This is a genomic window from Halomonas salsilacus (genome assembly GCF_051216275.1).
Classification (GTDB): Bacteria; Pseudomonadota; Gammaproteobacteria; order Pseudomonadales; family Halomonadaceae; genus Halomonas.
Genome location: NZ_JBPKAQ010000013.1, coordinates 19741 through 42278, shown reverse-complemented (window position 1 = coordinate 42278; position 22538 = coordinate 19741). Strand labels below are relative to the sequence as shown.

The 22538-nt window shown below is 68.9% G+C and carries 17 protein-coding genes; 8 read left to right on the top strand and 9 right to left on the bottom strand.

Features of this window, described 5'->3' with window-relative positions:
- Positions 1–3: 3 nt before the first annotated feature.
- The 3 genes from cydD to ACR80S_RS15920 all read left to right on the top strand — a co-directional run bounded on the left by cydD (position 4) and on the right by ACR80S_RS15920 (position 4558).
- Positions 4–1689, top strand: coding sequence for a thiol reductant ABC exporter subunit CydD (cydD, locus tag ACR80S_RS15930; RefSeq protein WP_435399569.1), 1686 nt, complete (start codon positions 4–6; stop codon positions 1687–1689).
- Positions 1682–3463, top strand: a complete 1782-nt coding sequence (cydC, locus tag ACR80S_RS15925; RefSeq protein ID WP_435399570.1) for a thiol reductant ABC exporter subunit CydC — start codon at positions 1682–1684, stop codon at positions 3461–3463. The genes cydD and cydC overlap by 8 nt, the downstream gene beginning before the upstream one ends.
- A gap of 99 nt (positions 3464–3562) precedes the next feature.
- On the top strand, positions 3563–4558 hold the full coding sequence (locus ACR80S_RS15920; protein WP_435399571.1) for an adenosine deaminase: 996 nt from the start codon (positions 3563–3565) through the stop codon (positions 4556–4558).
- A 90-nt stretch (positions 4559–4648) separates the two neighbouring features.
- Here ACR80S_RS15920 and ACR80S_RS15915 read toward each other — a convergent pair whose 3' ends face one another.
- A complete protein-coding gene (locus ACR80S_RS15915; RefSeq protein ID WP_435400073.1) occupies positions 4649–5602 on the bottom strand; it encodes a cytochrome-c peroxidase in 954 nt (317 codons plus the stop codon).
- 409 nt (positions 5603–6011) lie between these two features.
- On the opposite strand from ACR80S_RS15915, the gene ACR80S_RS15910 reads away from it, so the two are divergent.
- Positions 6012–6353 carry a c-type cytochrome gene (locus tag ACR80S_RS15910; RefSeq protein ID WP_435403801.1) on the top strand — a complete coding sequence of 114 codons (342 nt, stop codon included), beginning with the start codon at positions 6012–6014 and terminating at the stop codon, positions 6351–6353.
- Positions 6354–6356: 3 nt separating this feature from the next.
- On the opposite strand, the gene guaD is transcribed toward ACR80S_RS15910, so the two are convergent.
- From guaD to ACR80S_RS15885, 5 genes are all read right to left on the bottom strand, one after another.
- Positions 6357–7694 carry a guanine deaminase gene (guaD, locus tag ACR80S_RS15905; protein ID WP_435403800.1) on the bottom strand — a complete coding sequence of 446 codons (1338 nt, stop codon included), beginning with the start codon at positions 7692–7694 and terminating at the stop codon, positions 6357–6359.
- 188 nt (positions 7695–7882) lie between these two features.
- The gene (gene xdhC, locus ACR80S_RS15900; protein WP_435403799.1) at positions 7883–8755 is read right to left on the bottom strand and encodes a xanthine dehydrogenase accessory protein XdhC; all 873 of its coding nucleotides are present in this window, start codon (positions 8753–8755) and stop codon (positions 7883–7885) included.
- On the bottom strand, positions 8755–11166 hold the full coding sequence (xdhB, locus tag ACR80S_RS15895) for a xanthine dehydrogenase molybdopterin binding subunit (protein WP_435403798.1): 2412 nt from the start codon (positions 11164–11166) through the stop codon (positions 8755–8757). The genes xdhC and xdhB overlap by 1 nt, the downstream gene beginning before the upstream one ends.
- A complete protein-coding gene (gene xdhA / locus ACR80S_RS15890; RefSeq protein WP_435403797.1) occupies positions 11150–12667 on the bottom strand; it encodes a xanthine dehydrogenase small subunit in 1518 nt (505 codons plus the stop codon). Before xdhA ends, xdhB begins: the two co-directional genes overlap by 17 nt.
- Positions 12668–12670: 3 nt before the next feature.
- A complete protein-coding gene (locus ACR80S_RS15885) occupies positions 12671–12841 on the bottom strand; it encodes a hypothetical protein (protein ID WP_435399577.1) in 171 nt (56 codons plus the stop codon).
- Between ACR80S_RS15885 and ACR80S_RS15880 the strand changes: the two genes are divergently transcribed.
- Complete coding sequence (locus tag ACR80S_RS15880; RefSeq protein WP_435403796.1) at positions 12840–13523, top strand: TetR/AcrR family transcriptional regulator; 684 nt, start codon at positions 12840–12842, stop codon at positions 13521–13523. The two genes, ACR80S_RS15885 and ACR80S_RS15880, sit on opposite strands and share 2 nt — an antisense overlap.
- On the opposite strand, the gene arsJ is transcribed toward ACR80S_RS15880, so the two are convergent.
- Positions 13495–14697, bottom strand: coding sequence for an organoarsenical effux MFS transporter ArsJ (arsJ, locus tag ACR80S_RS15875; protein ID WP_435403795.1), 1203 nt, complete (start codon positions 14695–14697; stop codon positions 13495–13497). The two genes, ACR80S_RS15880 and arsJ, sit on opposite strands and share 29 nt — an antisense overlap.
- Entirely contained in the window at positions 14694–15710 is a 1017-nt protein-coding gene (locus ACR80S_RS15870) for an ArsJ-associated glyceraldehyde-3-phosphate dehydrogenase (protein ID WP_435403794.1), read from the bottom strand. The genes arsJ and ACR80S_RS15870 overlap by 4 nt, the downstream gene beginning before the upstream one ends.
- 114 nt (positions 15711–15824) lie before the next feature.
- Between ACR80S_RS15870 and hrpB the strand changes: the two genes are divergently transcribed.
- On the top strand, positions 15825–18257 hold the full coding sequence (gene hrpB, locus ACR80S_RS15865; RefSeq protein WP_435403793.1) for an ATP-dependent helicase HrpB: 2433 nt from the start codon (positions 15825–15827) through the stop codon (positions 18255–18257).
- 4 nt (positions 18258–18261) lie between these two features.
- Here hrpB and ACR80S_RS15860 read toward each other — a convergent pair whose 3' ends face one another.
- Positions 18262–21021, bottom strand: coding sequence for a cation-translocating P-type ATPase (locus ACR80S_RS15860; RefSeq protein ID WP_435403792.1), 2760 nt, complete (start codon positions 21019–21021; stop codon positions 18262–18264).
- Between the two features lie 275 nt (positions 21022–21296).
- Here ACR80S_RS15860 and ACR80S_RS15855 point away from each other — a divergent pair, with 275 nt between their 5' ends.
- Together ACR80S_RS15855 and rluF are read left to right on the top strand one after the other, a co-directional pair.
- On the top strand, positions 21297–21368 hold the full coding sequence (locus ACR80S_RS15855; protein WP_435403821.1) for an SEC-C metal-binding domain-containing protein: 72 nt from the start codon (positions 21297–21299) through the stop codon (positions 21366–21368).
- A 103-nt stretch (positions 21369–21471) separates the two neighbouring features.
- Positions 21472–22512, top strand: coding sequence for a 23S rRNA pseudouridine(2604) synthase RluF (gene rluF, locus ACR80S_RS15850; protein ID WP_435403791.1), 1041 nt, complete (start codon positions 21472–21474; stop codon positions 22510–22512).
- Positions 22513–22538: the final 26 nt, after the last annotated feature.

Genomic DNA, 22538 nt, shown 5'->3' with positions numbered 1-22538 from the left:
CCCATGGCCGCTCCTGACGCCGCCGGCGGCCGACGCGATGTCCGCCGCTGGCTCGATGCGCTCTCCGCCGGGGAGCGGTGTCGCCTGGGCCTGGCCGTGGTCGCCGGGGTGATCGCCACCCTGGCCACCCTGGGGCAGCTGGCCCTGCTGGCCAGGGTGATCGGTCAGCTGCTGGTGACCCAGGCCGCTCCGGCGTCGGTGTTGTCGGCCCTGGCCGCCATGGTCGGCCTGCTGCTGGTCCGGGCCCTGGCGCTCTACGGCCAGGAACGGCTGGGTCAGGCGGCAAGCCTCGCCATCCGCTCCCGAGTGCGCGAGAAGCTGCTCGATCACATGGAAAGGCTTGGGCCGGGCTGGCTCGCCGGGCGCCACTCCGCGGGGCTGGCCAGCCAGCTGGTGGAGCAGGTGGAGGCGCTGGACGGGTACTTCGCCCGCTTTCGCCCATCGCTTGCGCTCTCGGTGATCTCGCCGATTCTGGTGCTGCTTGTGGCGCTGTGGCTGGACTGGCTGGCGGCGCTCTTCCTGCTGCTGGCCGCGCCGCTGGTCCCGCTGTTCATGGCGCTGGTCGGCATAGGCGCGGAGCGGCTCAATCGCGAGCAGTTTGAGGCGGTGGCCCGGCTCTCCGGCCACTTCATCGACCGGGTGCGTGCCATCACCACCCTCCAGCTGTTCGGCCGGGCGCGTGGTGCCACTGCCGAGGTCCAGGCCGCCGCCGACGACTACCGCCGCCGCAGCATGCGCACCCTGCGCATCGCCTTTCTCTCCTCGGCGGTGCTGGAGTTCTTCGCCTCGGTGGCCATCGCCGTGGTGGCCATCTACGTGGGCTTCGGGCTGCTCGGCTATATCACCTACGGTCCCTCGCCACAGCTCACCCTCTTCAGCGGATTGCTGGTGCTGCTGCTGGCGCCCGAGTTCTTCCAGCCGCTGCGCACCCTGGCCCAGCACTATCACGACCGGGCTGCCGCCCTGGGAGCCGCCGATGGCCTGCTGGCGATCCTCGAGGCGACGCCCGACCCGGTGCGTGACGCCAAGGCGCGTCCTCCGCAGGCGCCGGGTGCCCTGCTGGAACTCGTGGACGCCAGCGTGATCCGCTCCGGTCGCGGCCGAGTGCTGGGGCCGGTCGACCTTCGGCTAAGGCCCGGCGAGGTGGTGGCGCTGACCGGACCCTCCGGCGCCGGCAAGTCGACCCTGCTGCAGCTACTGGCGGGCTTCGTCGGCTCGGGCGCCGGAGAGCGTCGCCTGGCCGCGGATACCGCCTTCGCCTGGATGGATCAACGACCGCTGCTGATCCAGGGCAGCCTGGCCGATAACCTGCAACTGGCCGCCCCCGAGGCCTCGGCCCGGGCCATGAACGAGGCGCTGGGCAAGGCCGGCCTGGGGGAGCTGGTCGCAGTGCTGCCCGCGGGGCTGGAGACGCCGATTGGTGAGCGCGGGGTCGGGCTCTCCGGCGGCCAGGCCCAGCGCCTGGCGCTGGCGCGGGTGTTTCTCTCCGAGGCCCCCCTGGTACTGCTGGATGAGCCCACCGCCAGCCTGGATGCCGAGACCGAGGCCCGGGTGATCGAGGCGCTTCAGGCCTTGGCCCTGGATGGACGTACCCTGGTGATCGCCACCCATCACCCGGCGCTCATCGCCATGGCGAGCCGGCGCCTGGCGCTCGATGCCGGCAGCGTTACGGAGGTTGATCATGCCTGAATCGCGCACCGCTTCCTCGCTGCTCGGCGCGCTGCGCCCCTGGCTCAGGCTGCTGACCCGACGCCGTGGGCGGCTGGTGGCCGGCGTCGCGCTGATGGCGATGACCCTGGCCTCCGCCATCGGCCTGCTGGCGCTCTCCGGCTGGTTCATCACCGCCACGGGCCTCACCGGGTTGCTGCTGGCGGCGGGGGTGGCCGCTAGCCTGGAGGTCTACGTCCCCGGTGGTGGCATCCGCTTCTTCGCCGTGTCGCGGACCCTGTCGCGCTACCTGGAGCGGCTCTACAACCACGATACTGTGCTGCGCCTGCTCGCCGACCTGCGAGCCCGGCTGTTCGGCGTGCTGGCGGGCCTCGACGGCCAGGCCCTCTCCCGGCGCCGGGCCAGCGACTGGCTCAACCGCCTGACCGCAGATATCGACACCCTGGACAGCCTCTACCTGCGCCTGCTGGCACCCGCAGGGGTGGGGCTCCTGGCGATCCTCGGGCTCTCGGCCTTCCTGGCGCTCTTCGCACCGCGGGTCGGCCTGGCCGCCGGCACCCTGCTGCTGGTCGGCTGGCTCTGGCTGACCCTGGGCCAGGCACGGCTGGGGCTGGCCGCGAGCCGGGCTCAGGTGACCGAGTTGGAGACCCTGCGCGGACGCCTGGTGGAGCGGCTACAAGGCATGGCGGAGCTGGAAGCCTACGCCAGCCTGGCCAGCCGGCGCCGTGAGCTTGACGCCATCGAATCGCGGCTCTATCGCGGCCAGCGCCGCCTGGGTGCGTGGGTGGCCCTGGGCAACGCTCTGGCCAGCCTGCTAGTGGGGCTCGCCATGCTGTTGACGCTGTGGCTTTCCGCCCAGGCCTGGGCGGCGGGCCAGCTCTCCGGGCCGCTGATGGTGATGATGCCGCTCGCCCTGCTGGCCATGGGCGAGGCGCTGTCAGCCCTGTCGGCGGCCTTCACCTGGCTGGGCGCCACCTGGGGGGCCGCCGAGCGGCTCAACGAGCTGGAGGTACGGTCGGGGAGACCGGCGCGGTCGGCTGCCGCCGATGGGGAAATTTCCGCGCTCGAGGCCGGTCCCCTGACCGTTGCGCTCGAGGGGGTCACCCTGCGCTACCCCGGCGCCCTGACGCCGGCCCTGGATGATGTCACCTTGCATATTGCTCCCGGCGAGCGGATGGCGCTCTGCGGCGTCTCCGGGGCCGGCAAGTCCAGTGTGGCTGACCTGCTGCTGCGCCAGCTCACCCCGGAGGCCGGCGCACTGCGACTGGGGGGCGTGGCCCTCGCGGAATGGCCCGAGGGGGCGCTACGCCAGCGGGTGGCCGCGCTGACCCAGCGCATCGACCTGCTCGATGACAGCCTGGCCGCCAACCTGCGCCTGGCCGCGCCCGAGGCCGAGGAAGACGCGCTGTGGCGGGCGCTGGCCTGGGTGGGCCTCGATGACTGGGCGCAGGGGGTGAGTGAGGGCCTGGCCGAGGGGCTGGCGACCCGGGTAGGCGAAGGCGGTCAGCGTCTCTCGGGGGGCCAGGCACGACGCCTGGCGCTGGCCCGGCTGCACCTGCGCGATCCGTCACTGGTGATCCTCGACGAACCTTTCGCCGGCCTGGACGCCGACACCGCGGCGGGGCTCGCCTCGCGCCTGGATCCCTGGCTTGCCGGGCGCAGCGTGCTCTTCCTGGTGCACCAGCTCGAGGGCGGGCCCTTCCAGCCGCCTGGCATCGACCGGACCCTGACGCTGGTGGAGGGAAAGCTTGTCAAGGGGAGTGCGGTGACACCACGGCAGGTGACGGGTGGATAGATCAGGGGATCGTGTGGGTGGAACCCGGCGTGTAAGCTCAGGCTTTGCGCTGAGCCACTGTCTCTATCAGGATGAGATAAACGAATCGGAGAGCGACCCATGCGCGACTTCCTCACGCGCCTGCCCAAGGCCGAGCTGCACCTGCATATCGAAGGCTCCCTGAAGCCCGAGCTGATGTTCGCGCTGGCCGAGCGCAACGGTGTCGCGCTGCCCTACGCCTCGGTGGAGGAGGCCCGCGCCGCCTATGCGTTCACTGACCTGCAGTCCTTCCTCGATCTCTACTATCGGGGCATGAGCGTGTTGCACACCGCCGAGGACTTTTACGACCTGGCCATGGACTACTTCCGTCGCGCCCACGCCGAGGGAGTGGTCCATGTGGAGATGCATTTCGACCCCCAGGCCCACCGGGTGCGCGGCATCGAGCTGCCCGTGGTCATGGAGGGGCTCTCCCTGGCCCGGCGCCACGCCGAGCGCGAACTGGGGCTCTCCACGGCGCTGATCATGGCTTTCCTGCGCGATCGTCACGCCGCCGAGGCGATGGCGCTGCTGGAGGAGGCCGCCCCCTACTGGGAGATGCTCGACGCCGTGGGGCTCGACAGCGCCGAGCGCGGCCATCCGCCCTCGAAGTTCACCGAGGTGTTCGAGCGGGCCGCACGGCTGGGTATCCCCCGGGTGGCTCACGCCGGGGAGGAGGGGCCGCCGGAGTACATTCGCGAGGCGCTGGATCTGCTCGACGTCTGCCGTATCGACCATGGGGTGCGATGCCTGGAGGACCCGGACCTGGTGGCGCGGCTGCGCGACGAGGGCATGGTGCTCACCGTCTGCCCGCTTTCCAACGTGCGCCTCAAGGTGGTGGAACGCCTCGAGGATCATCCGCTGCCGCAACTGCTGGAGGCCGGCCTGCGGGTCACCCTCAACTCTGACGATCCGGCCTACTTCGGCGGTGGGGTGCTCGACAACTACCTGGCCTGCCAGCGCGCCTTCGGCTGGGACGAGGCGACCCTCATCCAACTCGCCGGCACCGCCATCGAGGCGGCCTTCGTCAGTGACCGACGGCGCCTGGCGCTGCACCGCCAACTCGCCGACAGCGTCTGACGGCTCGGTCTGGCGCTGGGGCAACAAAAAACCGACCCCCGGTGTGACCGGGGGTCGGCATTTCCGGGACATGCCCGTCGGGCGCACGGGTTACGGCAGGGCCGGTACCTCGAAGTCGGGCATCTCACCGGTCAGGGTGTGCAGGAAGGCGGTGATATCCTCGATGGTCTGCTCCTCGAAGTCGCGTCCCAGCATCTCGGTGCCCATGATGGCAACGGCCTCCTCAAGGGTCTCGGTGGCGCCATTGTTCATGTAGGGGTAGGTCACGCCCACGTTGCGCAGGGTCGGGGTGCGGAACTTGTACTTGTCGGCCTCGTCCTCGGTGACCTCATAACGGCCCACGTCGGTGGAGCCTGGCACCTGAATGCGATGGAAGTTGCTGTCGGTCATCGCCGGGCCGCTGTGGCAAGCAATACAGCCGTTGTCCACGAAGGCCACCATGCCGTCTTTTTCCTGCTGATTCAGCGCGTTCTCGTCGCCACGCAGGTAGCGGTCGAAGGGTGAATTCGGGGTGTTCAGGGTGCGTTGGAAGCTGGCAAGCGCCTGGGCCAGGTTGTCGGCGTTGATCGGATCGGCGTCGTCCGGATAGGCCTCGGCGAATTTTTCCTGATAGAGATCGAAGTCGTTGAGGCGCTCCAGGGCCGTCTCGAGGTCCATGGCCATTTCCACGTCGGCCTCGATGGGACCCAGGGCCTGGCCCTCCAGGTCAGGCTCGCGTCCGTCCCAGAACTGGGCGCCCAGGAAGCCGGAGTTCAGCACGGTGGGCGTGTTGCGCTCGCCGATCTGGCCGTCGTGGCCGGTGGCGCGTGGAATGCGGTCCGCCCAGCCCAAGGCCGGGTTGTGGCAGGTGGCGCAGCTGATCACGCCGCTGGAGGAGATGCGCGGTTCGAAGAACAGCATGTTACCGAGTTCGACCTTCTCCGGGGTCAGGGAGTTGCCGGCGGGAATCGGCGGGAAGTGGGGCAGCGGTTCGAAGCGGTCACGGTAGTCGCCGAGACCGTCGTCGGCCAGGGCCGGTGCGGCGATGGCGATGGCAGAGCCCATGGCGATGGCCGAGACCAGCAGGCGTTGTTTGATCATGGTCGTTCCCCTCGTGGTTATGATGCGGGTCAGTCGCTGGCGATCACCTGCGCTTGACCTTGAGTCAGGACCCTAGCGGGGTCACTTGATGCCGATCAACCCAGTAAAACCGTCGGAATACGGCCACTCTTGAGCCAGGTCAAGTTTGACGCCCTCAGCAAGCCTGTGGCTGGACGCCCCTTCCTTCATCAGAGAAGCTGGGGCCCCGAGATCCTTGAGTCGGGGATGTTCGTCATGTCACGCTGTCGCAATCTCGCCACCCCCCCCCGAGTCCGAGGTGACGCCTCGAGAGCGCTTCGAGCAGCGTCGGCGTTTTCTCGATCCCGCGTGGCGGGTGCCTTGCTGGGAGGAAAGGGAGATGTGCAGGAAGATGATGAGTGGTCTGACCACAGGCCTGCTGGTGGCCGCGCTGGCCTCGGGGATGGCCCAGGCTAACAGTGCCGCGGAGGACGAGGCCACGATCGACCTGGCCTGGGACAGCGGTTGCTTCAACTGCCACGACCTGGATGCCACCCTGCGTGGACCCGCCTGGCGGGACGTGGCCGAGCGCTATCGTGACGACGACACGGCGCTAAAACGGCTGGTGATCACGGTCCGCGACGGCGGCAGCGGCAACTGGGGCGATGAGCGGATGACCCCCAACCGCCGCGTCGCAGAAGAGGATATCGAGCGCCTGGTGAGTTGGCTGCTGAGCCTGTCTCCGGCCAATGACTGACGCTCAGCCTGACGCGATTGGCTGATGGTCACGACGATGCTGGCAGCGGCCGGCGGCCCAGGTCTCGGCTACGCTGCGGTCGTCGCCCATCATCATCAGCGCGAAGAGCGTCTCGCCCAGACTGCGGCAGCGCGCGGTTCGCCGGGCCAGCAGCGGTGTGGCCGCCGGGTCGAGTATGACGAAGTCGGCGTCCATTCCCGGGGCCAGGCGGCCGATGCGGTCATCCAGCGACAGCGCTCGAGCGTTGCCCAAGGTCAGCCCGTAGAAGCCCTGCCAGGCGGTGAGCGGCTGGCCGCGCAGCTGCCCCACCTGGTAGGCGGCCTTGAGCGTGGCTAGCCCCGAGAGGTCGGTGCCGCCGCCCACGTCGCTGGCGTAGGTGACGTTGAGGCCCGCCTCCCGAGCTGCCTTGCGGTCGAAGAGCCCGCTGCCCAGGAACAGGTTCGAACTCGGGCAGAAGGCCAGATTGGCCCCGCGCTCGGCGAGCCGGCCGCGCATTGCCTGGTCCAGGTGAATGCCGTGGGCGAAGGTGCTGCGCGGGCCCACCAGGCCGGACTGCTCGTAGACCTCGAGATAGTCGCGGCTGCCGGGGAAGAGCGCCGCCACCCAGTCCAGCTCGCCGGTATTCTCGGCCAGGTGGGTCTGCAGCCACAGGCTCGGGTCGTTGCGCAAAATGGCGCCGGTGGCGTCGAGCTGGGCGCGGGTGGAGGTGGGCGCGAAGCGCGGCGTGAGGCTGTAGCCGAGCCGCCTCTTGCCGTGCCAGTCAGCAATCAGCCGTTCGCTGTCGCGGATGCCGCCCAGAGTATCGTCAGTGAGCTCCTCGGGGGCGTGGCGGTCCATCAGCACCTTGCCGGCCAGCATGCAGAGCCCGCGCCTATGGCTGGCCGCGAAGAAGGCGTCCACCGACGTCGCGTGGCTCGAGCAGAACACCTGGGCGGTGGTGGTGCCCACCCGCAGCATCTCGTCGAGGAAGGCCTCGGAGAGGGCCTCGGCGTGCTCGCGGTTGGCGAACTTGAGCTCTTCGGGGAAGGTGTAGTCGTTGAGCCAGTCGAGCAGCTGGCGCCCCCAGGAGGCCATGATCTCGAGCTGCACGTAGTGCACGTGGCTGTCGATAAAGCCGGGGGTGATCAACTTTCCCCGATAATCGAAAATCTCCACGCCTTCGGGCAGCCGCGATGCCAGGCTCGCATAGTCATCTAGGGCGCGAATGCGGCCGTTCTCGACCCAGAGGGCGCCGTCCGGGTAGTGGCGGACGCTGCCCGGGACGGGGCTGTCGGCCTCTCCGGGGTCGGCGTCGAAGCTCAGCAGTTCGGCGCGCAGCACGCGCGAGTCGGTCTTGGTCATGGTTTCGGATTCGTCTCGATCGATGTCACCGGGGCTTTCCCGGCGACAGGCCCCGGGGTGCCGGACCATCGAGGAGGCGCTGTGAATACTTCCCTGTACGCTACCGATTCCTTCCCTGGAATCGGACCTCCTCTTCGGCCTGTCCCCGTCACCCCTTGCTTGGCGGCTTGTCGGCGTGCGGGATGCATTTACGTTGCAGGCTCGCGGAACAGGGCCCGCAGCTCGTCCGGTGCTAGGCCGCGCTGATCCGTTCGCTTGGCGCCTTCCACCATGGGCAGCAGCTCGGCGATGGTGGCCAGCGCGATGGCATAGGGGGTCTTGTCGCCTCCTGAGTTGCCGATAGGGCAGCGCACCTGATCGAGCGCCGCGTCGCTGTGGCCGGCCTCCACCAGCCGCGAGCGAAAGCTGGCCCACTTGCTCCTGGATCCGATCAGTCCGAGGGAAGCGCACGCTTTACTTCGGCGCAAAAGCGCATCCACCAGGGCGCGGTCCTCGGCGTGGTCGTGGGTCAGCACCAGGGCATGAGTGCCGGTAGGCAGCTCGGCCACGGCGGCGGCCGGGTCGGGGGCATGGCGGCACGCGAGGCGAGGCTGGTTTGCGGCCCAGTCCGGGAAGATGCCCTCCCGGCTGTCGTGCCAGCGCAGTCGCCAGGGCAGCGGGGCGGCCAGGCGCACCAGTTCCGTGCCCACGTGGCCCGCGCCGAAGATCGCCAGGGTGGGCGCGCTGCCCGGGAAGACCTCCAGCAGCACGTTGACGAAGCCGCCGCAGCACTGGCCGCTGCGCCCGCCCAGCGAGAAGGCCTCGAGGCTCATGCCACTCTCGGTATTGCCATTCGCCCCGGCGAGTCGCGCCCTGGCCGCCTCGATCACCTGGTACTCGAAGGTGCCGCCGCCGAGGGTGTCGTAGGCCGAGTCCGTGGTGATCACCATCCGCGCGCCGGGCTCGCGGGGCGTGGCGCCGGCGCTGGTCACCAGGGTAGCCAGGGCGTGGGGCAGTCCCTCGCGCTGCAGGCGATGCAGGGCGGCGTGCCAGCTCTCGGGGCGAGTGTCTTCGGGCGCCATCACGGGTCTCCGAACGTCGGCGGCCAGGCACTATGGCGGGCGCGCAGCGCCTCGGCGGCCAGCAGAACCCGCTCCGGCGTGGCCGGGGTATCGAGGCGTGGTGCCTCGCGGTAGTCGGCGAGACTCGCCAGGGCATCACGCAGCGCCGACCACACCGAGATGCCCAGCATGAAGGGCGGCTCGCCCACCGCCTTGGAGCGGTAGATGCTGGCCATGGAGTTGGGGTGGCCCTCCATCAGTTCGACGTTGAAGATCGGCGGCAGGTCGCCGTAAGTGGGGATCTTGTAGGTGGCCGGGCCATCCGAGATCAGCCGGCCGGCCTCGTTCCACTTGAGCTCCTCGCTGGTCAGCCAGCCCATCCCCTGGATGAAGCCGCCCTCCACCTGGCCGAGGTCGATGGCGGGGTTCAGGGAGTCGCCGACGTCGTGGAGGATGTCGACCCGGTCCACCTGGTATTCGCCGGTGAGCGTATCGACGCTGACCTCGGCGACGGCGGCCCCGAAGGCGAAGTAGTAGAAGGGGCGCCCCTGGCCGGTGCCGCGGTCGTAGTGGATCAGCGGAGTGGCATAGAAGCCCTTCTCGGAGAGCGAGACGCGGCCCAGATAGGCCGTCTGCACCAGCTCGCCCCAGGGAATGCGCCGCTCGCTCTCGCCGTCGCCTGCCACCAGGTGGCCGGCCTCCAGGCGCATCGCCTCGCGGTCTATCTCATAGTGTTCGGCGGCGAAGTCAAATAAGCGCACCTTGAGCGTCAGGCAGGCGTCGCGAGCGGCCATGCCGTTGAGGTCCGCGCCGCTGGAGGCGGCGGTGGGTGAGGTGTTGGGCACCTTGTCGGTGCGGGTGGCGGTGATGCGTACTGCTTCCATGTCCAGGGCAAGCTCCCGGGCCACCACCTGGCAGATCTTGGTATGCAGGCCCTGGCCCATCTCGGTGCCGCCGTGGTTGATCTGCACGCTGCCGTCGGTATAGACGTGCACCAGGGCACCCGCCTGGTTGAGGTGCTTGGCAGTAAAGGAAATGCCGAACTTCACCGGCGTCAGCGCCAGCCCCTTCCTGATGATGGGGTTCTTCGCATTGAACTCAGTGATCGACCTGCGCCGTGCCCAGTAGTTGCTGCTCGCCTCCAGCCGCTCGATCAGCTCATGCAGCAGGCCGACCTGCTCCACGGTCTGGCCGTAGTGGGTGACGTCGCGACCCTCCCGGTAGAGGTTGCGCTTGCGCACCGTCAGCGGATCCTCGTCCACCCGGCGGGCGATGTCGTCCATGGCCGCCTCGATCGCCATCATCCCCTGGGGCCCGCCGAAGCCGCGAAAGGCGGTATTGGAGGCGGTATGGGTGCGGGCGCGCTGGCCGGTCACCCGCGCGGCCCCCAGCGAGTAGGCGTTGTCGGCGTGGAACATGGCGCGGTCGACGATGGCATCCGACAGATCCGGCGAGTAGCCGCAGTCGCCGATCAGGGTGATCTCGCCGCCCTGGATCACGCCGTACTCGTCCACGCCCAGCCGGTAGCGGTTGTGGAAGGGGTGGCGCTTGCCGGTGACGTGCATGTCGTCGCCCCGGGAGAGTCGCAGCCGGGCGGCACGGCCGGTGCGCCGACTGATCAGCGCGGCGATGCAGGCGCAGGGCGAGGCCTGGGTCTCCTTGCCGCCGAAGCCGCCGCCCATGCGCCGGACCTCCACGGTGACCGCATGGAAGGGGATGCCCAGCACCTCGGCGACCAGCTTCTGGGTCTCGCTGGGGTGCTGGTTGGAGGTGTGGACCACCACGCCCTCGTCCTCGGTGGGCATCACCAGGCAGGCCTGGCCCTCCAGATAGAAGTGCTCCTGGCCGCCCACGAACTGCTTACCCTCGACCACCAGCGGGGCGGCGGCCAGGGCGGCCTCCCAGTCGCCACGCTGCTGGACGTGGGGAGGGCGCACGAACTCGCCCCGCTCGGCGGCGGCCGGGGCATCCAGACGGGCGGGTTGCTCGTCGATTTCCACGACACCGGCGTCGAGGGCGGCCTTCACCGCCTCCCGGGCGGCGCGGTGGCTCTCGGCGGCGAGGGCGAAGAGTACCTGGCCGGCGTAGCTGATCTCATCGTCCACGAAGATCGGGTCCCCGGGGAACACCGGGCCGATATCGGTTTCGCCAGGCACGTCATGAAAGCCCACCGCGTCTATCACGCCGGGCAGGGCGCGCACCCGGTCGAGGTCGAGGCGGGTCAGGCGACCATGGGCGATCGGCGAGAGGGCGAGCGCCACGTGCAGGCAGTCGGCGGCGACCTTGAGGTCGTCGATATAGGCGGCGCGACCGGTGACGTGCTTGACCGCGCTTTCGTGGGCACGGGCATGGGGCGCCCTGGTCGGCGCGGCGTTGTGTGCCTTGGCTGGCGCGGCGTCGGGCACCTTCGAAAGCCTAGTGAGCGTACGCATGCAGCATCACCTCCCGGGGACTGTCGCTGGCGTTCTGGGGCTGGTTTTCACCGATAAGCACCAAACGCAGGCGCTCGAGCAGGTTGGCGGCGGCGAGCTCGCGATAGTGGGCGCTGCCGCGCACATCGGACATGGGCTGGAAGTCCTGCTTCAGGGCGGCACGTGCCGCCTGGAAGCTCGCCACCGTGGGCGGCTGGCCTTCCAGCGCCGCCTCGGCGGCGGCCGCCCGCTTGGGGATGGCCGCCATGCCGCCGAAGGCGAGGCGCACGTCGCGCAGCAGGTCCTCCTCCAGCCGCCAGTAAAAGGCGCCCAGCACCGCGGAGATGTCATCCTCCCTGCGTTTGGACAATTTCCAGATCCTGAGGTGTCGTCCCGGCTCTGGCCGCGGCAGGAAGATGGCGCGGATCACCTCGCCCTGGCTCTGGTTAAGCGCGGTCCGCTTGTAGTCGAGGAAAAATTGGTCGAGGGGCAATCCGCGCTCGGTCGTTCCACCTCCTTCTCCTGCGGGGCCGGCCAGCCAGAGCCGCGAGCCCAGCGCCAGCAGCACCGGCGGGGTGTCGCCGATGGGCGAGGCGTTGGCGATGTTGCCGCCGAGGGTGCCGCGGTTGCGCACCTGGGCGGAGCCCAGTCGGTGCAGCAGGTGCGCAAACGCCGGGTAGTGCTCGGCGAGCAGCGGCGCGAGTCGGGTATAGGTGACGGCGCCGCCGATCCACCAGCCCTCGCGGCCGTCCTCGAGAGTGGCCTCCAGGATGGCGTTGAGCTCGGCGACACGGGTCACGTCCACCAGCCGTTCGAAGCGGGTCAGCCGCTGGGTCACTTCCAGCCACAGGTCGGTGCCACCGGCGACGATGGGCACCTCGGGATCGTGCCGGCGCGCTTCGATCAGCGCGTCCAGGGTGGTGGGCTGGACGAAGGCAGCGTCGGCTGCGTGATCCTGCGCCGGCGCGGCGGCGTCGATAGCCAGATCCAGCCAGCTGGGGCGCGGGTAAGGGTAGGCAGAGAGAGCGTCGACCATGGCAAGCGCGGCATCGCGGATCGGCCGGTAGCCGGTGCAGCGGCACAGGTTGCCGCCCAGCGCCCCCTCGAGACGCTCGGGGGACAGCGGGAGGGAAGGGGAGACACTCGCCTGCTGGTCCTCATAGAGCATAAACAGCGACATCACGATGCCGGGGGTGCAAAAGCCGCACTGGCTGGCGTGGCAGTCGACCATGGCGGCCTGGGCCGGGTGTAGCGACTCGCCCTGGGCGAGACCCTCCACGGTGACAAGATGACAGTCATGTAGCTGGTGGGCCGGTGTGATACAGGCGTTGGCGCTGTGGTAGCGCACCCGGCCGTCGGGGCCGGCCTCGCCGATGGCGACGGTGCAGGCGCCGCAGTCACCGGAGGCGCAGCCCTCCTTGGTGCCGGTCTGGCCGAGTGTCTCGCGCAACAACTCGAGCACACTGGTATCCGGCGAGGCCTCGCACCGGCGGGGCCGCCCGTTGAGCAGGAAGTCGATCATCGCCTAGTCTCTCTTGTTGGCGACTGACCAGTTGGTCAGGCATGTATCAGCATGGTCAATCGCTTCACCCTTTTCAAGGCCAATGCCGGCGGGGCGTGGATCCGTCGTAATTGCACGCACCGCCCCGGTGCGGCACTCTGCCAGCAGGATCACCGGCACAGGGAAATGGTTCATGGCAGAAGGCTCGAGCACTTCGGGTAAGCCCCGCCCCCTCGAGGGGGGAGAGGCCAACGGGGCGACCCGCCAGCGCAACGAGCGCGAGATTCTGACGGCCGCCGAGAAGGTCTTCGCTGCCCATGGCTACCGAGGCGCCAGCGTCCAGGCCATCGCCGAGGCGGCGGGCCTGCCCAAGTCCAACGTCCTCTACTACATGGGCAGCAAGCGCGGGCTCTATGTGCGCCTGCTGGAGCGCATGATGGCGCGCTGGAATGCGCTGCTGGACGATCTCTCGGCGGAGGACGATCCCGCGGAAGTCCTCGAGGCCTTCATCCGCAGCAAGATGGCGCTCTCCCGACGCCACCCGGAGGGCTCGCGGCTGTTCGCCGCCGAGATCCTTGGCGGCGCCCCTTTCCTGCAGGAGTATCTGACCGGTGAGCTGCGCGATTGGGTGGAGGGGCGGGCCAGGATCTTTCGCCAGTGGGCCGAGCGCGGCCTGATGGACCCGGTGGACCCCGTCTGGCTGATCTTCCTGATCTGGTCCGCCACCCAGCACTACGCCGACTTCGAGGCCCAGGTGCTGGGTATCACCGGCAAGGGTGAGCTCAGTGACGCCGATGTGGAGCAGATCACCACCTTCCTGACCCGGGTGATCCTCAAGGGCTGCGGCGTCAGGCCTCCTTCGGCAGCGCCAGGCTGATCAGCACGGTAGCGGCTAACAGGGCGCTGGAGACCCACAGGGTGGCGGTGAGCCCGCCGGCAAGGTAGAGCCAGCCAGATAGCAGGGTGCCGATCAGCCGCCCCATGGCGTTGGCCATGTAGTAGAAGCCCACGTCGAGTGAGACCCCGTCCGAGCGCGCCATGCGCACAATCAGGAAACTGTGCAGGCTGGAATTCACCGCGAAGATCGCGCCGAAGAGCAGTAAGCCGCCCAGCAGCACTAGATGCGGGCTTGCCTCGAGGAAGAGCGCGATCAGCGCTGGCAGCGCGGCCAGCGCCGCGGCCCAGGCGATGGCGGCGCCGCGACCCGCGGTGTGCCCGGTGATCCGGGGCGCGACCGCCTGCACCGCGCCGTAGCCGATCACCCATAGCGCCAGAAATCCCCCGACCCGCCAGCTGTCCCAGCCGAACTGGGTGGCCAGGAACACCGGCAGCGCCACCACGAACCACACGTCCCGGGCGCCGAACAGGCACATCCGCGCCGCCGAGAGGATATTGATCGCACGACTCTTGGAGAGCATCTCGCGAAACTTCGGCTTGACCTTGGCGCGGCCGAGGTCGCCGTCCAGGCGCATGAGCGAGAGCGTGAGCACTCCGGCGAGCATCACCGCCATGGCGAGTATCGCCCCCTGGAAACCGATCAGCGTCAGCAGCAGGCCGCCGAGAAAGAACCCCACTCCCTTGAGTGCGTTCTTCGAGCCGGTGAGCAGCGCCACCCATCGGTAGAGCGACCGATGGCCGGCGTCGCCGGCCGGTACCAGGGTCTTGATAGCGCTCTTGGCGCTCATCTTGTTGAGGTCCTTGGCAATGCCCGAGAGCGCCTGGGCGGCCATCACCCAGGGCACGGAGAGCCAGGCCACCGGCACCAGCAGCATGCCAAGCGCCACCACCTGCAGGCCGAGGCCCAGGTTCATGGTGCGATTGAGTCCCAGACGGGCCCCCAGCCAGCCGCCCACCAGGTTGGTCACCACGCCGAAGAACTCGTAGAAGAGAAACAGCAGGGCCACTTCCAGCGCCGAGTAGCCCAGGCTGTGGAAGTAGAGCACCACCAGCATGCGCAGGGCGCCGTCGGTGAGGGTGAAGGCCCAGTAGTTGCCGGTGACCAGCAGGTACTGGCGGATCTCACGGGGCAGGGCGGCGACGCGGGCGATCATGCGTCGGCATTCCCCACCTTGGCGGCCAGCTCGGCGGTGCGGCAGGCGTAGCCGTACTCGTTGTCGTACCAGGCGTAGAGCTTCACCTGGGTGCCGGCCACCACCATGGTGGAGAGCGCATCGACGATGGCGCTGCGTGGATCCGTGCGGTAGTCGATGGAGACCAGCGGGCGTTCCTCATAGCCCAGGATGCCGGCCAGTTCGCCCTCGGCGGCCTCCTTGAGCAGGGCATTGACCTCCTCCTCTGTGGTCTCTCGCGCCACCTCGAAGACCATGTCGGTGAGCGAAGCGTTGGCCAGCGGCACCCGCACGGCGTGGCCGTTCAGCTTGCCGGTGAGCTCCGGGAAGATGGCGGTGATCGCCTTGGCCGAACCGGTAGTGGTGGGGATCAGGCTCATGCCGCAGGCCCGAGCGCGCCGGAGATCCTTGTGAGGAGCATCGAGGATCACCTGGGTGTTGGTGATGTCGTGGATGGTGGTCATGGAGCCGTGGCGGATGCCGATCTTCTCATGGATGACCTTGACCACTGGCGCCAGGCAGTTGGTGGTGCAGCTGGCCGCGGTGACGATGCGGTGCTCGGCGGGGTCGAAGAGGTGGTCGTTGACGCCCATCACCAGGTTGAGCGCCCCCTCGTCCTTCACCGGGGCGCTGACCACCACGCGCTTGACCCCCTGGTCCAGGTAGGCCTGGAGCTTGTCGGTGGTCTTCATCTTGCCCGAGGCCTCGATCACCACGTCGCAGCCGGACCAGTCGGTGCCATCGATCTCGCGGTTGGCCGTGAACGCAATGCGTCGGCCGGCCACCGTCAGGGCGTCATCGGTCGCCGTGATATCATCGGCGCCGCCGGTCCACTGGCCGTGGACCGAGTCGAACTGCAGCAGGTGGGCGAAGGTGGCGGCGTCGCCGCCCGGGTCGTTGATCTTCACGAACTCCAGGTCCGGGTTCGTCCAGCCGGCGCGCAGCGCCAGGCGTCCGATGCGGCCGAAGCCGTTGATGCCGATTCTGACCGTCATGGGAAACTCCTGTGGGAATATCGAGAGTGCAGGCGAAGGTGCCCGGGGCTCAGCGGAGATATCTGGCAAATCGTATATGAACCAAAAGCGTACATGAATACACATGACAGATCGATGACAGTCGCGCTGCCCATCGAGGCGCGCCTCGATGCCGTTCAGGCGGCGCTGGCGGAATGTTCCCGCGCCCTGCTGGTGGCCGAGCCCGGCACCGGCAAGACCACTCGCGTGCCCCTGGCGCTGCTCGAGGCGTCCTGGTGTGCCGGTGGCAAGCTGCTGCTGCTGGAGCCGCGGCGGGTGGCGGCGCGGCTGGCCGCTGGGTTCATGGCCGAAAGCCTGGGGGAGACGGTCGGCGAGACCGTGGGCTACCGGATGCGCGGCGAGAGCCGGGTAGGCAAGCGCACCCGCCTGGAGGTGGTCACCCAGGGGGTGCTCACCCGGATGCTCCAGGAGGACCCGCTGCTCGACGGGGTGGCCGGGGTGATCTTCGACGAGTTCCATGAGCGCAGCCTGGAGGCGGACCTCGGCCTGGCGCTGGCTCTGGACGCCCAATCGGTGCGCGACGACCTGCGCCTGCTGGTGATGTCGGCGACTCTGGACGTGGATGCGCTGCTCGGCGTGCTGGGCGACGACACCCCGGTGATCGACTGTCCGGGACGCACCTTTCCCGTCGAGACCCGCTACCGCTCGCTGAATGCCCGTGATGACAGTGCGGCCCAACAGGCTCGGGTGCTGCTCGAGGCGATGGAACAGCAGGAAGGCGATGCCCTGGTGATCCTGCCCGGGGTGGCGGAGATACGCCGCCTGGCCCGGGCGCTGGCCGCCCGTGCTCCCGAGCTTGTCGTCATGGAGCTGCATGGCCGCCTGCCCCTCGAGGCACAGCGCCGGGCACTGCGCCCCGACCCCGACGGCCGCCGTCGGGTGGTGCTTTCCACCGCTATCGCCGAGTCCAGCGTCACCGTGGACGGCGTACGCCTGGTCATGGACGCGGGCCAGGAGCGGGTGCCGGTGTTCCAACCGCGCAGTGGCCTGACGCGTCTGGAGACGCGCCGGGTCAACCGCGCCAGCGCCGACCAGCGCCGCGGCCGCGCCGGCCGCCAGGGCCCCGGCCTCTGCGTCAGGCTGTGGGCCGAGGAGCAGCCCCTGGTGCCCCACGGTGAGCCGGAAATTCGCCAGGCGGATCTCGCGCCTCTGGCCTTCGAGCTGGCCCGCTGGGGAATCACCGAGCCGGATAGCCTGGCCTGGATCACGCCGCCGCCCACCGGAGCCCTGGCGGCGGGGCGCGACCTGCTGCGTCGACTCGGCCTGCTGGACGAGGCCTATCACCTCACCGAGCCGGGTCGCGCCGCTGCCCGGTGGCCCACCCACCCGCGCCTGGCGGCGATGCTGGTACGCGCCGGCACGCTGGACGCCCAGCCGTTGGCCTGCGCCCTGGTGGCGTTGCTCGAGGGGCGCGGCCTCGATGACGAACGAGACCTGGAACGAGCGCTTCAGGCGCGGATTACAGCGCCTCGTGAGCATCGCCAGTGGCAGCGCGACGCCGAACGCCTCACTCTCCTTGCCGGCGTTAGCCTCAAGGTGACCAGCCTGGCTCCGTTGGCCGAGCTGCTGGCGCTGGCCTACCCGGAGCGCGTCGCCCAACGAATGGCCCCGGGCCGCTTTCGCCTGGCTGGCGGGGGCTTGGCGACCCTCCCCGAGGATCACTCTCTGGCCCATGCCGAGCTGCTGGTGGCGGTGGAACTCGACGGCCAGGCCAGCGGGGCGCGCATCTTCCGCGCCGTGGCGCTGACGCGTGACCGGTTGGAAGCCCTCTACTCCGAGTGCGCCAGGTGGCGGGCCAGTCTCGAGTGGTCCGACGAGCAGGGCCGGCTGGTGGGTGAGCAGGTGCGCGGCCTGGGGGCCGTGGTGCTGGAGAGAAAGCCGCTGGCCGAGTTGCCACCGGAGGCGGTCAGGGCGGCACTGCTCGAGGCGTTTCGCCGGCGCGGTCTGCCCCGGGACGACGACCTGAGGCAGCTGCAGGGCAGGTTGGCGCTGCTGCGCCGTACGCTCGGGGAGGCGTGGCCCGACGGGTCCGAGTCGGCGCTGCTCGACACCCTGGAGGACTGGCTGGGCCCACACCTCGACGGCATCACCCGCCTCGAGGCCGTGGAACGCCTGCCGTTGGCGCGCATCCTGCTCGACGGCCTCGACTGGCCGCTGCGCTCGCGGCTCGACGCGCTGGCGCCGCTGCGCCTGGCGGTGCCCAGCGGCGCCAGCCATCGGCTGGATTACGCGCCCTGCCTCGAGGGCAAACCGCCGGTGCTGGCGGTGAAGCTGCAGGAGTGCTTCGGCTGGCAGGCCTCGCCGCGGGTCGCCAACGGCCGCGAGGCGGTACTGCTGCACCTGCTCTCGCCGGCACGCCGGCCGCTGCAGGTCACCGCGGACCTGGCGAGTTTCTGGGCCAACGGCTACCCGGAGGTGCGCCGCGAGATGCGGGGTCGCTATCCCAAGCACCCCTGGCCCGAAGACCCGATGACCGCCGAGGCCACCGCCCGCACCAAGCGCAGATAGCGCGTCAGGACGACTTCACCCCCTTGCGATCCTGGCCACCGTGGTTGGCCGCTGGCTGCTCCCGGACGCCCCGGGCACGCAGCACGCGTTTCTCGACCTCGACGATAAGATAGATGGCCAGACTGCCGGCCAGGATCACGCCCCAGTGGCTTGGTGCCAGGCCCTCGCTGTCGAAGATTACCTGCATGAAGGGCAGGTAGGTCCAGCCCAGTTGCAGGACCACGATGATGCCGATGGAAGCCCATACCGGGCGGCTGCCGAACAGGCCTGCCATGGAGAGGGTGCTGCGCAGCAGGTAGCGGCTGTTGATCAGGTAGGCGGCGCTGCCCATCACCAGCATGTTGACCGCGCCGGTGCGGGCGAGCTCGATGCTGCCGCCCTGGGCCTGCAGCCAGCTGAACATGCCGAACACCCCCACCAGCAACAGCATGGACACGAAGAAGACCCGCCACAGCAGGAAGAGATCGAGCAGAGAGGCGTCCGGGTCCCGCGGCTGGCGGGTCATGATGTCCTGCTCTGCATTCTCGAAGGCCAGCGCCAGGCCCAGCGTCACCGCCACCACCATGTTGACCCAAAGAGCCTGCAGCGGCGTCACCGGCAGGGTGGTGCCGGCCAGCACCGCCAGCATGATCGCCAGGCCCTGGCCGCCGTTGGTGGGCAGCAGGAAGGTGATGGTCTTGCGGATATTGTCGTAGACCTTGCGGCCCTCGCGGATGGCCCCGACGATGGTGGCGAAGTTGTCGTCGGCCAGCACCATCTCGGCAGCCTCCTTGGCGGCCTCGGTGCCCTGGATGCCCATGGCCACGCCGACGTCGGCGCGCTTCAGTGCCGGGCCATCGTTGACTCCGTCGCCAGTCATGGCGCAGATGCCGCCCCGGGCCTGCATCGCTTTTACCAGCCGCAGCTTGTGCTCCGGCGCGGCGCGGGCGAAGACGTCCACCTCGAGGATGATCGCCTCAAGCTCCTCGTCTGACATTTTCTCGATCTCGCGGCCGCTGATGGCCCGCTCGGTGTGGGCGAAGCCCAGCTCCTTAGCGATGGCCAGCGCCGTTACCGCATGGTCGCCGGTGATCATCACCGGGCGGATGCCCGCGGCCAGGCAGTCCTTGACCGCCTCGATGGCCTCGTCCCGGGGCGGGTCGAGGAGCCCCACGAGCCCGAGCAGCACCAGCTCCTGTTCGGCGTGCTCGTCGGCCAGTTCGTGGACGTCCTGGATCGACCTCTCGGCCAGCGCCAGCACGCGCAGGCCGCGCGACGAGAGGTCATGGATACGCTTCTCCCAGAGTTCGACGTCGAGCTCGATCTCCTCATCCTCCTCGCGGACTCGGTGGCACATCTCCAGCAGGCGGTCCGGGGCGCCCTTGACCAGCAGCAGCGGTTCGCCGTCGAGCTCGTGGAGGGTGGCCATGTATTTGCGCTCGGATTCGAAGGGGATGGCGTCCTTACGATCATGATCCCCGCGCAGCTTTTCGGTGGTCAGCCCGGCCTTGGCGGCGGCCACCACCAGGGCGCCCTCGGTGGGGTCGCCATGGATCGTCCAGCGACCCTCCTCCTCGGCCAGTTCGGCGTCGTTGCACAGTACCCCCACCTTGAGGAAGTGGCGCAGGGCGTGGTCCTCGTCCAGGTCGAGTTCGGCCTCCTCGGGCTCGCCGTCGCTGACCCGGTGGAAGCTGCCCTGTGGGGCGAAGCCGATGCCCTCGATACGAACCTCGCCCCGGGGGAGCCAGATCGCCTGGGCGGTCATCTCGTTGCGGGTCAGGGTGCCGGTCTTGTCGGAGAAGATGGTGGAGATGGAGCCCAGTGTCTCCACCGCGGGCAGGCGGCGGATGATGGCGTTCTGCTTCGCCATGGACTGCACGCCCAGCGCCAGGCCGATGGTGACGATGGCCGGCATGCCCTCGGGGATGGCGGCCACAGCGAGGCCCACCGCGGCCATGAACATCTCGACCAGGGGCTGATCGTGCACCAGCACCCCGAAGGCGCCGGTCAGCACCGCGGTGGCAAGAATGACAAAGGCCAGCACCTGGCCGGCGCGGTCGATCTGGCGCAGCAGGGGGGTCTTGAGCTGCTCGACGCCGCGCAGCATTTCGGAGATGCGCCCGATCTCGGTGCGCGCCGCGGTCTCCACCACCAGCCCGCGGGCGTTGCCCTGGACCACGATGGTGCTGGCGTAGGCCATGCCGATGCGGTCCCCCAAGTCGGCGTCCTCGGCCACCTCGGTGGTCTCCTTGTCCACCGGGGTGGACTCCCCGGTCAGCGAGGCCTCCTCGGTGCGAAAGCGTCGCGCCTCCAGCAGGCGCAGGTCGGCTGGCACCCGGTCGCCGCTCTCCACCAGCACGATATCCCCAGGCACCAGCTCTTCGGCGGGGACGGTCTCTCGTTTGCCATTGCGCAGCACGTTGGCTCGGGGCGAGAGCATCTGGCGGATGCTCTCCAGCGCCTCTTCGGCCTTGCCCTCCTGGATGAAGCCGATCATAGCGATGATCAATACCACGCCGAAGATCGCCCCCGCGTCCAGGGTATGGCCCAGCCCCAGGCTGGCGATGGCGGCGACGATCAAGACGAGCATCAGGACGTTGTTGAACTGCGCCAGCAGCCGCTTCCACCAGGGTCGCGCCTCGGCCTGCTGGAGCTGGTTGGGGCCGTGCTCGGCCAGCCGGCGCTCTGCCTCCTGGTCGTCGAGTCCCTCGGCGGTGCTGGAAAGGCGCTCCAGGGCGTCATCCCCGGCCAGGGCATGCCAGGCGGTGGTGTTGGGATCGGTCATCCTTCTCCTCCGGCGCATCGGGGGCGGCTGGTGAGGCAATGGTCAGGCTCATGATTACCACACAGCATGCTGCAGTGCAGTGACCCAGGACAAGAGCCGATGCCAAGTGGCTGTTACCCCGTGGTCATGAAGGCGATTCGTGTGCCGTGGGCCAGGCATGCCGTCTCTTCCAGGGTCAGGCGATCAGGCAGGGCGGGGGTATCGAGAGGTATCATGGGCGATATCCGACGTTGTACATGAGCCGTGATTCTATCGTCACTTGACCGGGAGTTGTCATGTCTTCAACCGCCGATGCCTGCCCCTGCGGCAGCGGTCGCAAGTTCAAGGCGTGCTGTGCATTAGCGTAGCCGTGAGCTCCGTGCAGTTGGCCCACGAGTGGGTCAGCCCTTACACTGCGCGGCAACGTGCCGTGCCATCTCGGCCCACATTCCCCTGTCCCGGACGCGTCCCATGGCCCAGACCCTCTCGAAGCGAATCAACAAGTACATCAGCGAGAGCGGCATGTGCTCGAGGCGAGAAGCCGACCGCTATATCGAGCAGGGTAACGTCAGGATCGATGGCCGGCGTGCTACCCCCGGCGACCAGGTCTTCCCGGGAAGCGTGGTCAAGCTCAACGGCCAGCTCGTCGAGCCGCTGGCACTGGATGAAGAGGATCTGGTATTCATCGCCCTCAACAAGCCAGTGGGCATCGTCAGTACCACCGAGCCCACCGAAAAGGCCAACATCGTCGACTTCGTCGGGCACGGTGCACGCATCTTCCCGATCGGCCGGCTGGACAAGGATTCCCAGGGGCTGATCTTCCTGACCAATAACGGCGACCTGGTCAATCGCATCCTGCGGGCCAGCAACCAGCACGAGAAGGAGTATCGGGTCACCGTCAACAAGCCGATCACCGATGAGTTCATTGTCGGCATGGGCGGCGGCGTGCCGATCCTTGGTGAGGTCACCAGGAAGTGCCCGGTGGTCAAGGAGTCCCGGTTTGTCTTCAATATCACCCTGGTTCAGGGGCTGAACCGTCAGATTCGGCGCATGTGCGAGGTGTTCGGCTATGAGGTGGTGAAGCTCGAAAGGATCCGCATCATGAACGTCTCTATCAAGGGGCTCGCAACGGGGGATTGGCGGGACCTGACACCCAACGAGGTGTCGACGATCCTCGCCATGACCGAGCGCTCCTCCTCCGAGGCCCAGGCGCCGAGCCGTCGAGTAGCCCGACGCAAAGGCAGCAGCAAGGCGGGGGGCCAGCAACGCAACACCCCTCGCCGTGGCGAAGGCGTCAAGTCTGCCAGCGGCAAGCCCGCGAGGCCCAGGGCGGCCGAGAAGGGCGCGGCACCCGGGAAGACGCCTGGTCCGAAGAAGGGGAGCGCGAAGAAGACGGCCGCGCCGAAACCGGGCACGAAGACGGCGGGGGCCAAGCCGGCCAAGGGCGGGCGGCCCTCGGGGTCACGCGCGAAGACCGGCGGCCTGGCCGGCAAGCCCCGGGGCAGGAGGTAGCCACCCGCCGAGGCAATGGCCATGAG

Excerpts from the sequence above, each read along its gene's own strand:
- ACR80S_RS15915 (WP_435400073.1), bottom strand. The coding sequence starts at position 5,602 with ATGGGCTCTGCCATCGCCATCGCCGCACCGGCCCTGGCCGACGACGGT.
- ACR80S_RS15910 (WP_435403801.1), top strand. The coding sequence starts at position 6,012 with ATGAGTGGTCTGACCACAGGCCTGCTGGTGGCCGCGCTGGCCTCGGGG.
- ACR80S_RS15860 (WP_435403792.1), bottom strand. The coding sequence starts at position 21,021 with ATGACCGATCCCAACACCACCGCCTGGCATGCCCTGGCCGGGGATGAC.
- xdhC (WP_435403799.1), bottom strand. The coding sequence starts at position 8,755 with ATGGCGCCCGAAGACACTCGCCCCGAGAGCTGGCACGCCGCCCTGCAT.
- ACR80S_RS15885 (WP_435399577.1), bottom strand. The coding sequence starts at position 12,841 with ATGAACCATTTCCCTGTGCCGGTGATCCTGCTGGCAGAGTGCCGCACC.
- ACR80S_RS15880 (WP_435403796.1), top strand. The coding sequence starts at position 12,840 with ATGGCAGAAGGCTCGAGCACTTCGGGTAAGCCCCGCCCCCTCGAGGGG.
- cydD (WP_435399569.1), top strand. The coding sequence starts at position 4 with ATGGCCGCTCCTGACGCCGCCGGCGGCCGACGCGATGTCCGCCGCTGG.
- hrpB (WP_435403793.1), top strand. The coding sequence starts at position 15,825 with ATGACAGTCGCGCTGCCCATCGAGGCGCGCCTCGATGCCGTTCAGGCG.
- arsJ (WP_435403795.1), bottom strand. The coding sequence starts at position 14,697 with ATGATCGCCCGCGTCGCCGCCCTGCCCCGTGAGATCCGCCAGTACCTG.
- ACR80S_RS15870 (WP_435403794.1), bottom strand. The coding sequence starts at position 15,710 with ATGACGGTCAGAATCGGCATCAACGGCTTCGGCCGCATCGGACGCCTG.
- ACR80S_RS15920 (WP_435399571.1), top strand. The coding sequence starts at position 3,563 with ATGCGCGACTTCCTCACGCGCCTGCCCAAGGCCGAGCTGCACCTGCAT.
- cydC (WP_435399570.1), top strand. The coding sequence starts at position 1,682 with ATGCCTGAATCGCGCACCGCTTCCTCGCTGCTCGGCGCGCTGCGCCCC.
- xdhB (WP_435403798.1), bottom strand. The coding sequence starts at position 11,166 with ATGCGTACGCTCACTAGGCTTTCGAAGGTGCCCGACGCCGCGCCAGCC.
- guaD (WP_435403800.1), bottom strand. The coding sequence starts at position 7,694 with ATGACCAAGACCGACTCGCGCGTGCTGCGCGCCGAACTGCTGAGCTTC.
- rluF (WP_435403791.1), top strand. The coding sequence starts at position 21,472 with ATGGCCCAGACCCTCTCGAAGCGAATCAACAAGTACATCAGCGAGAGC.
- xdhA (WP_435403797.1), bottom strand. The coding sequence starts at position 12,667 with ATGATCGACTTCCTGCTCAACGGGCGGCCCCGCCGGTGCGAGGCCTCG.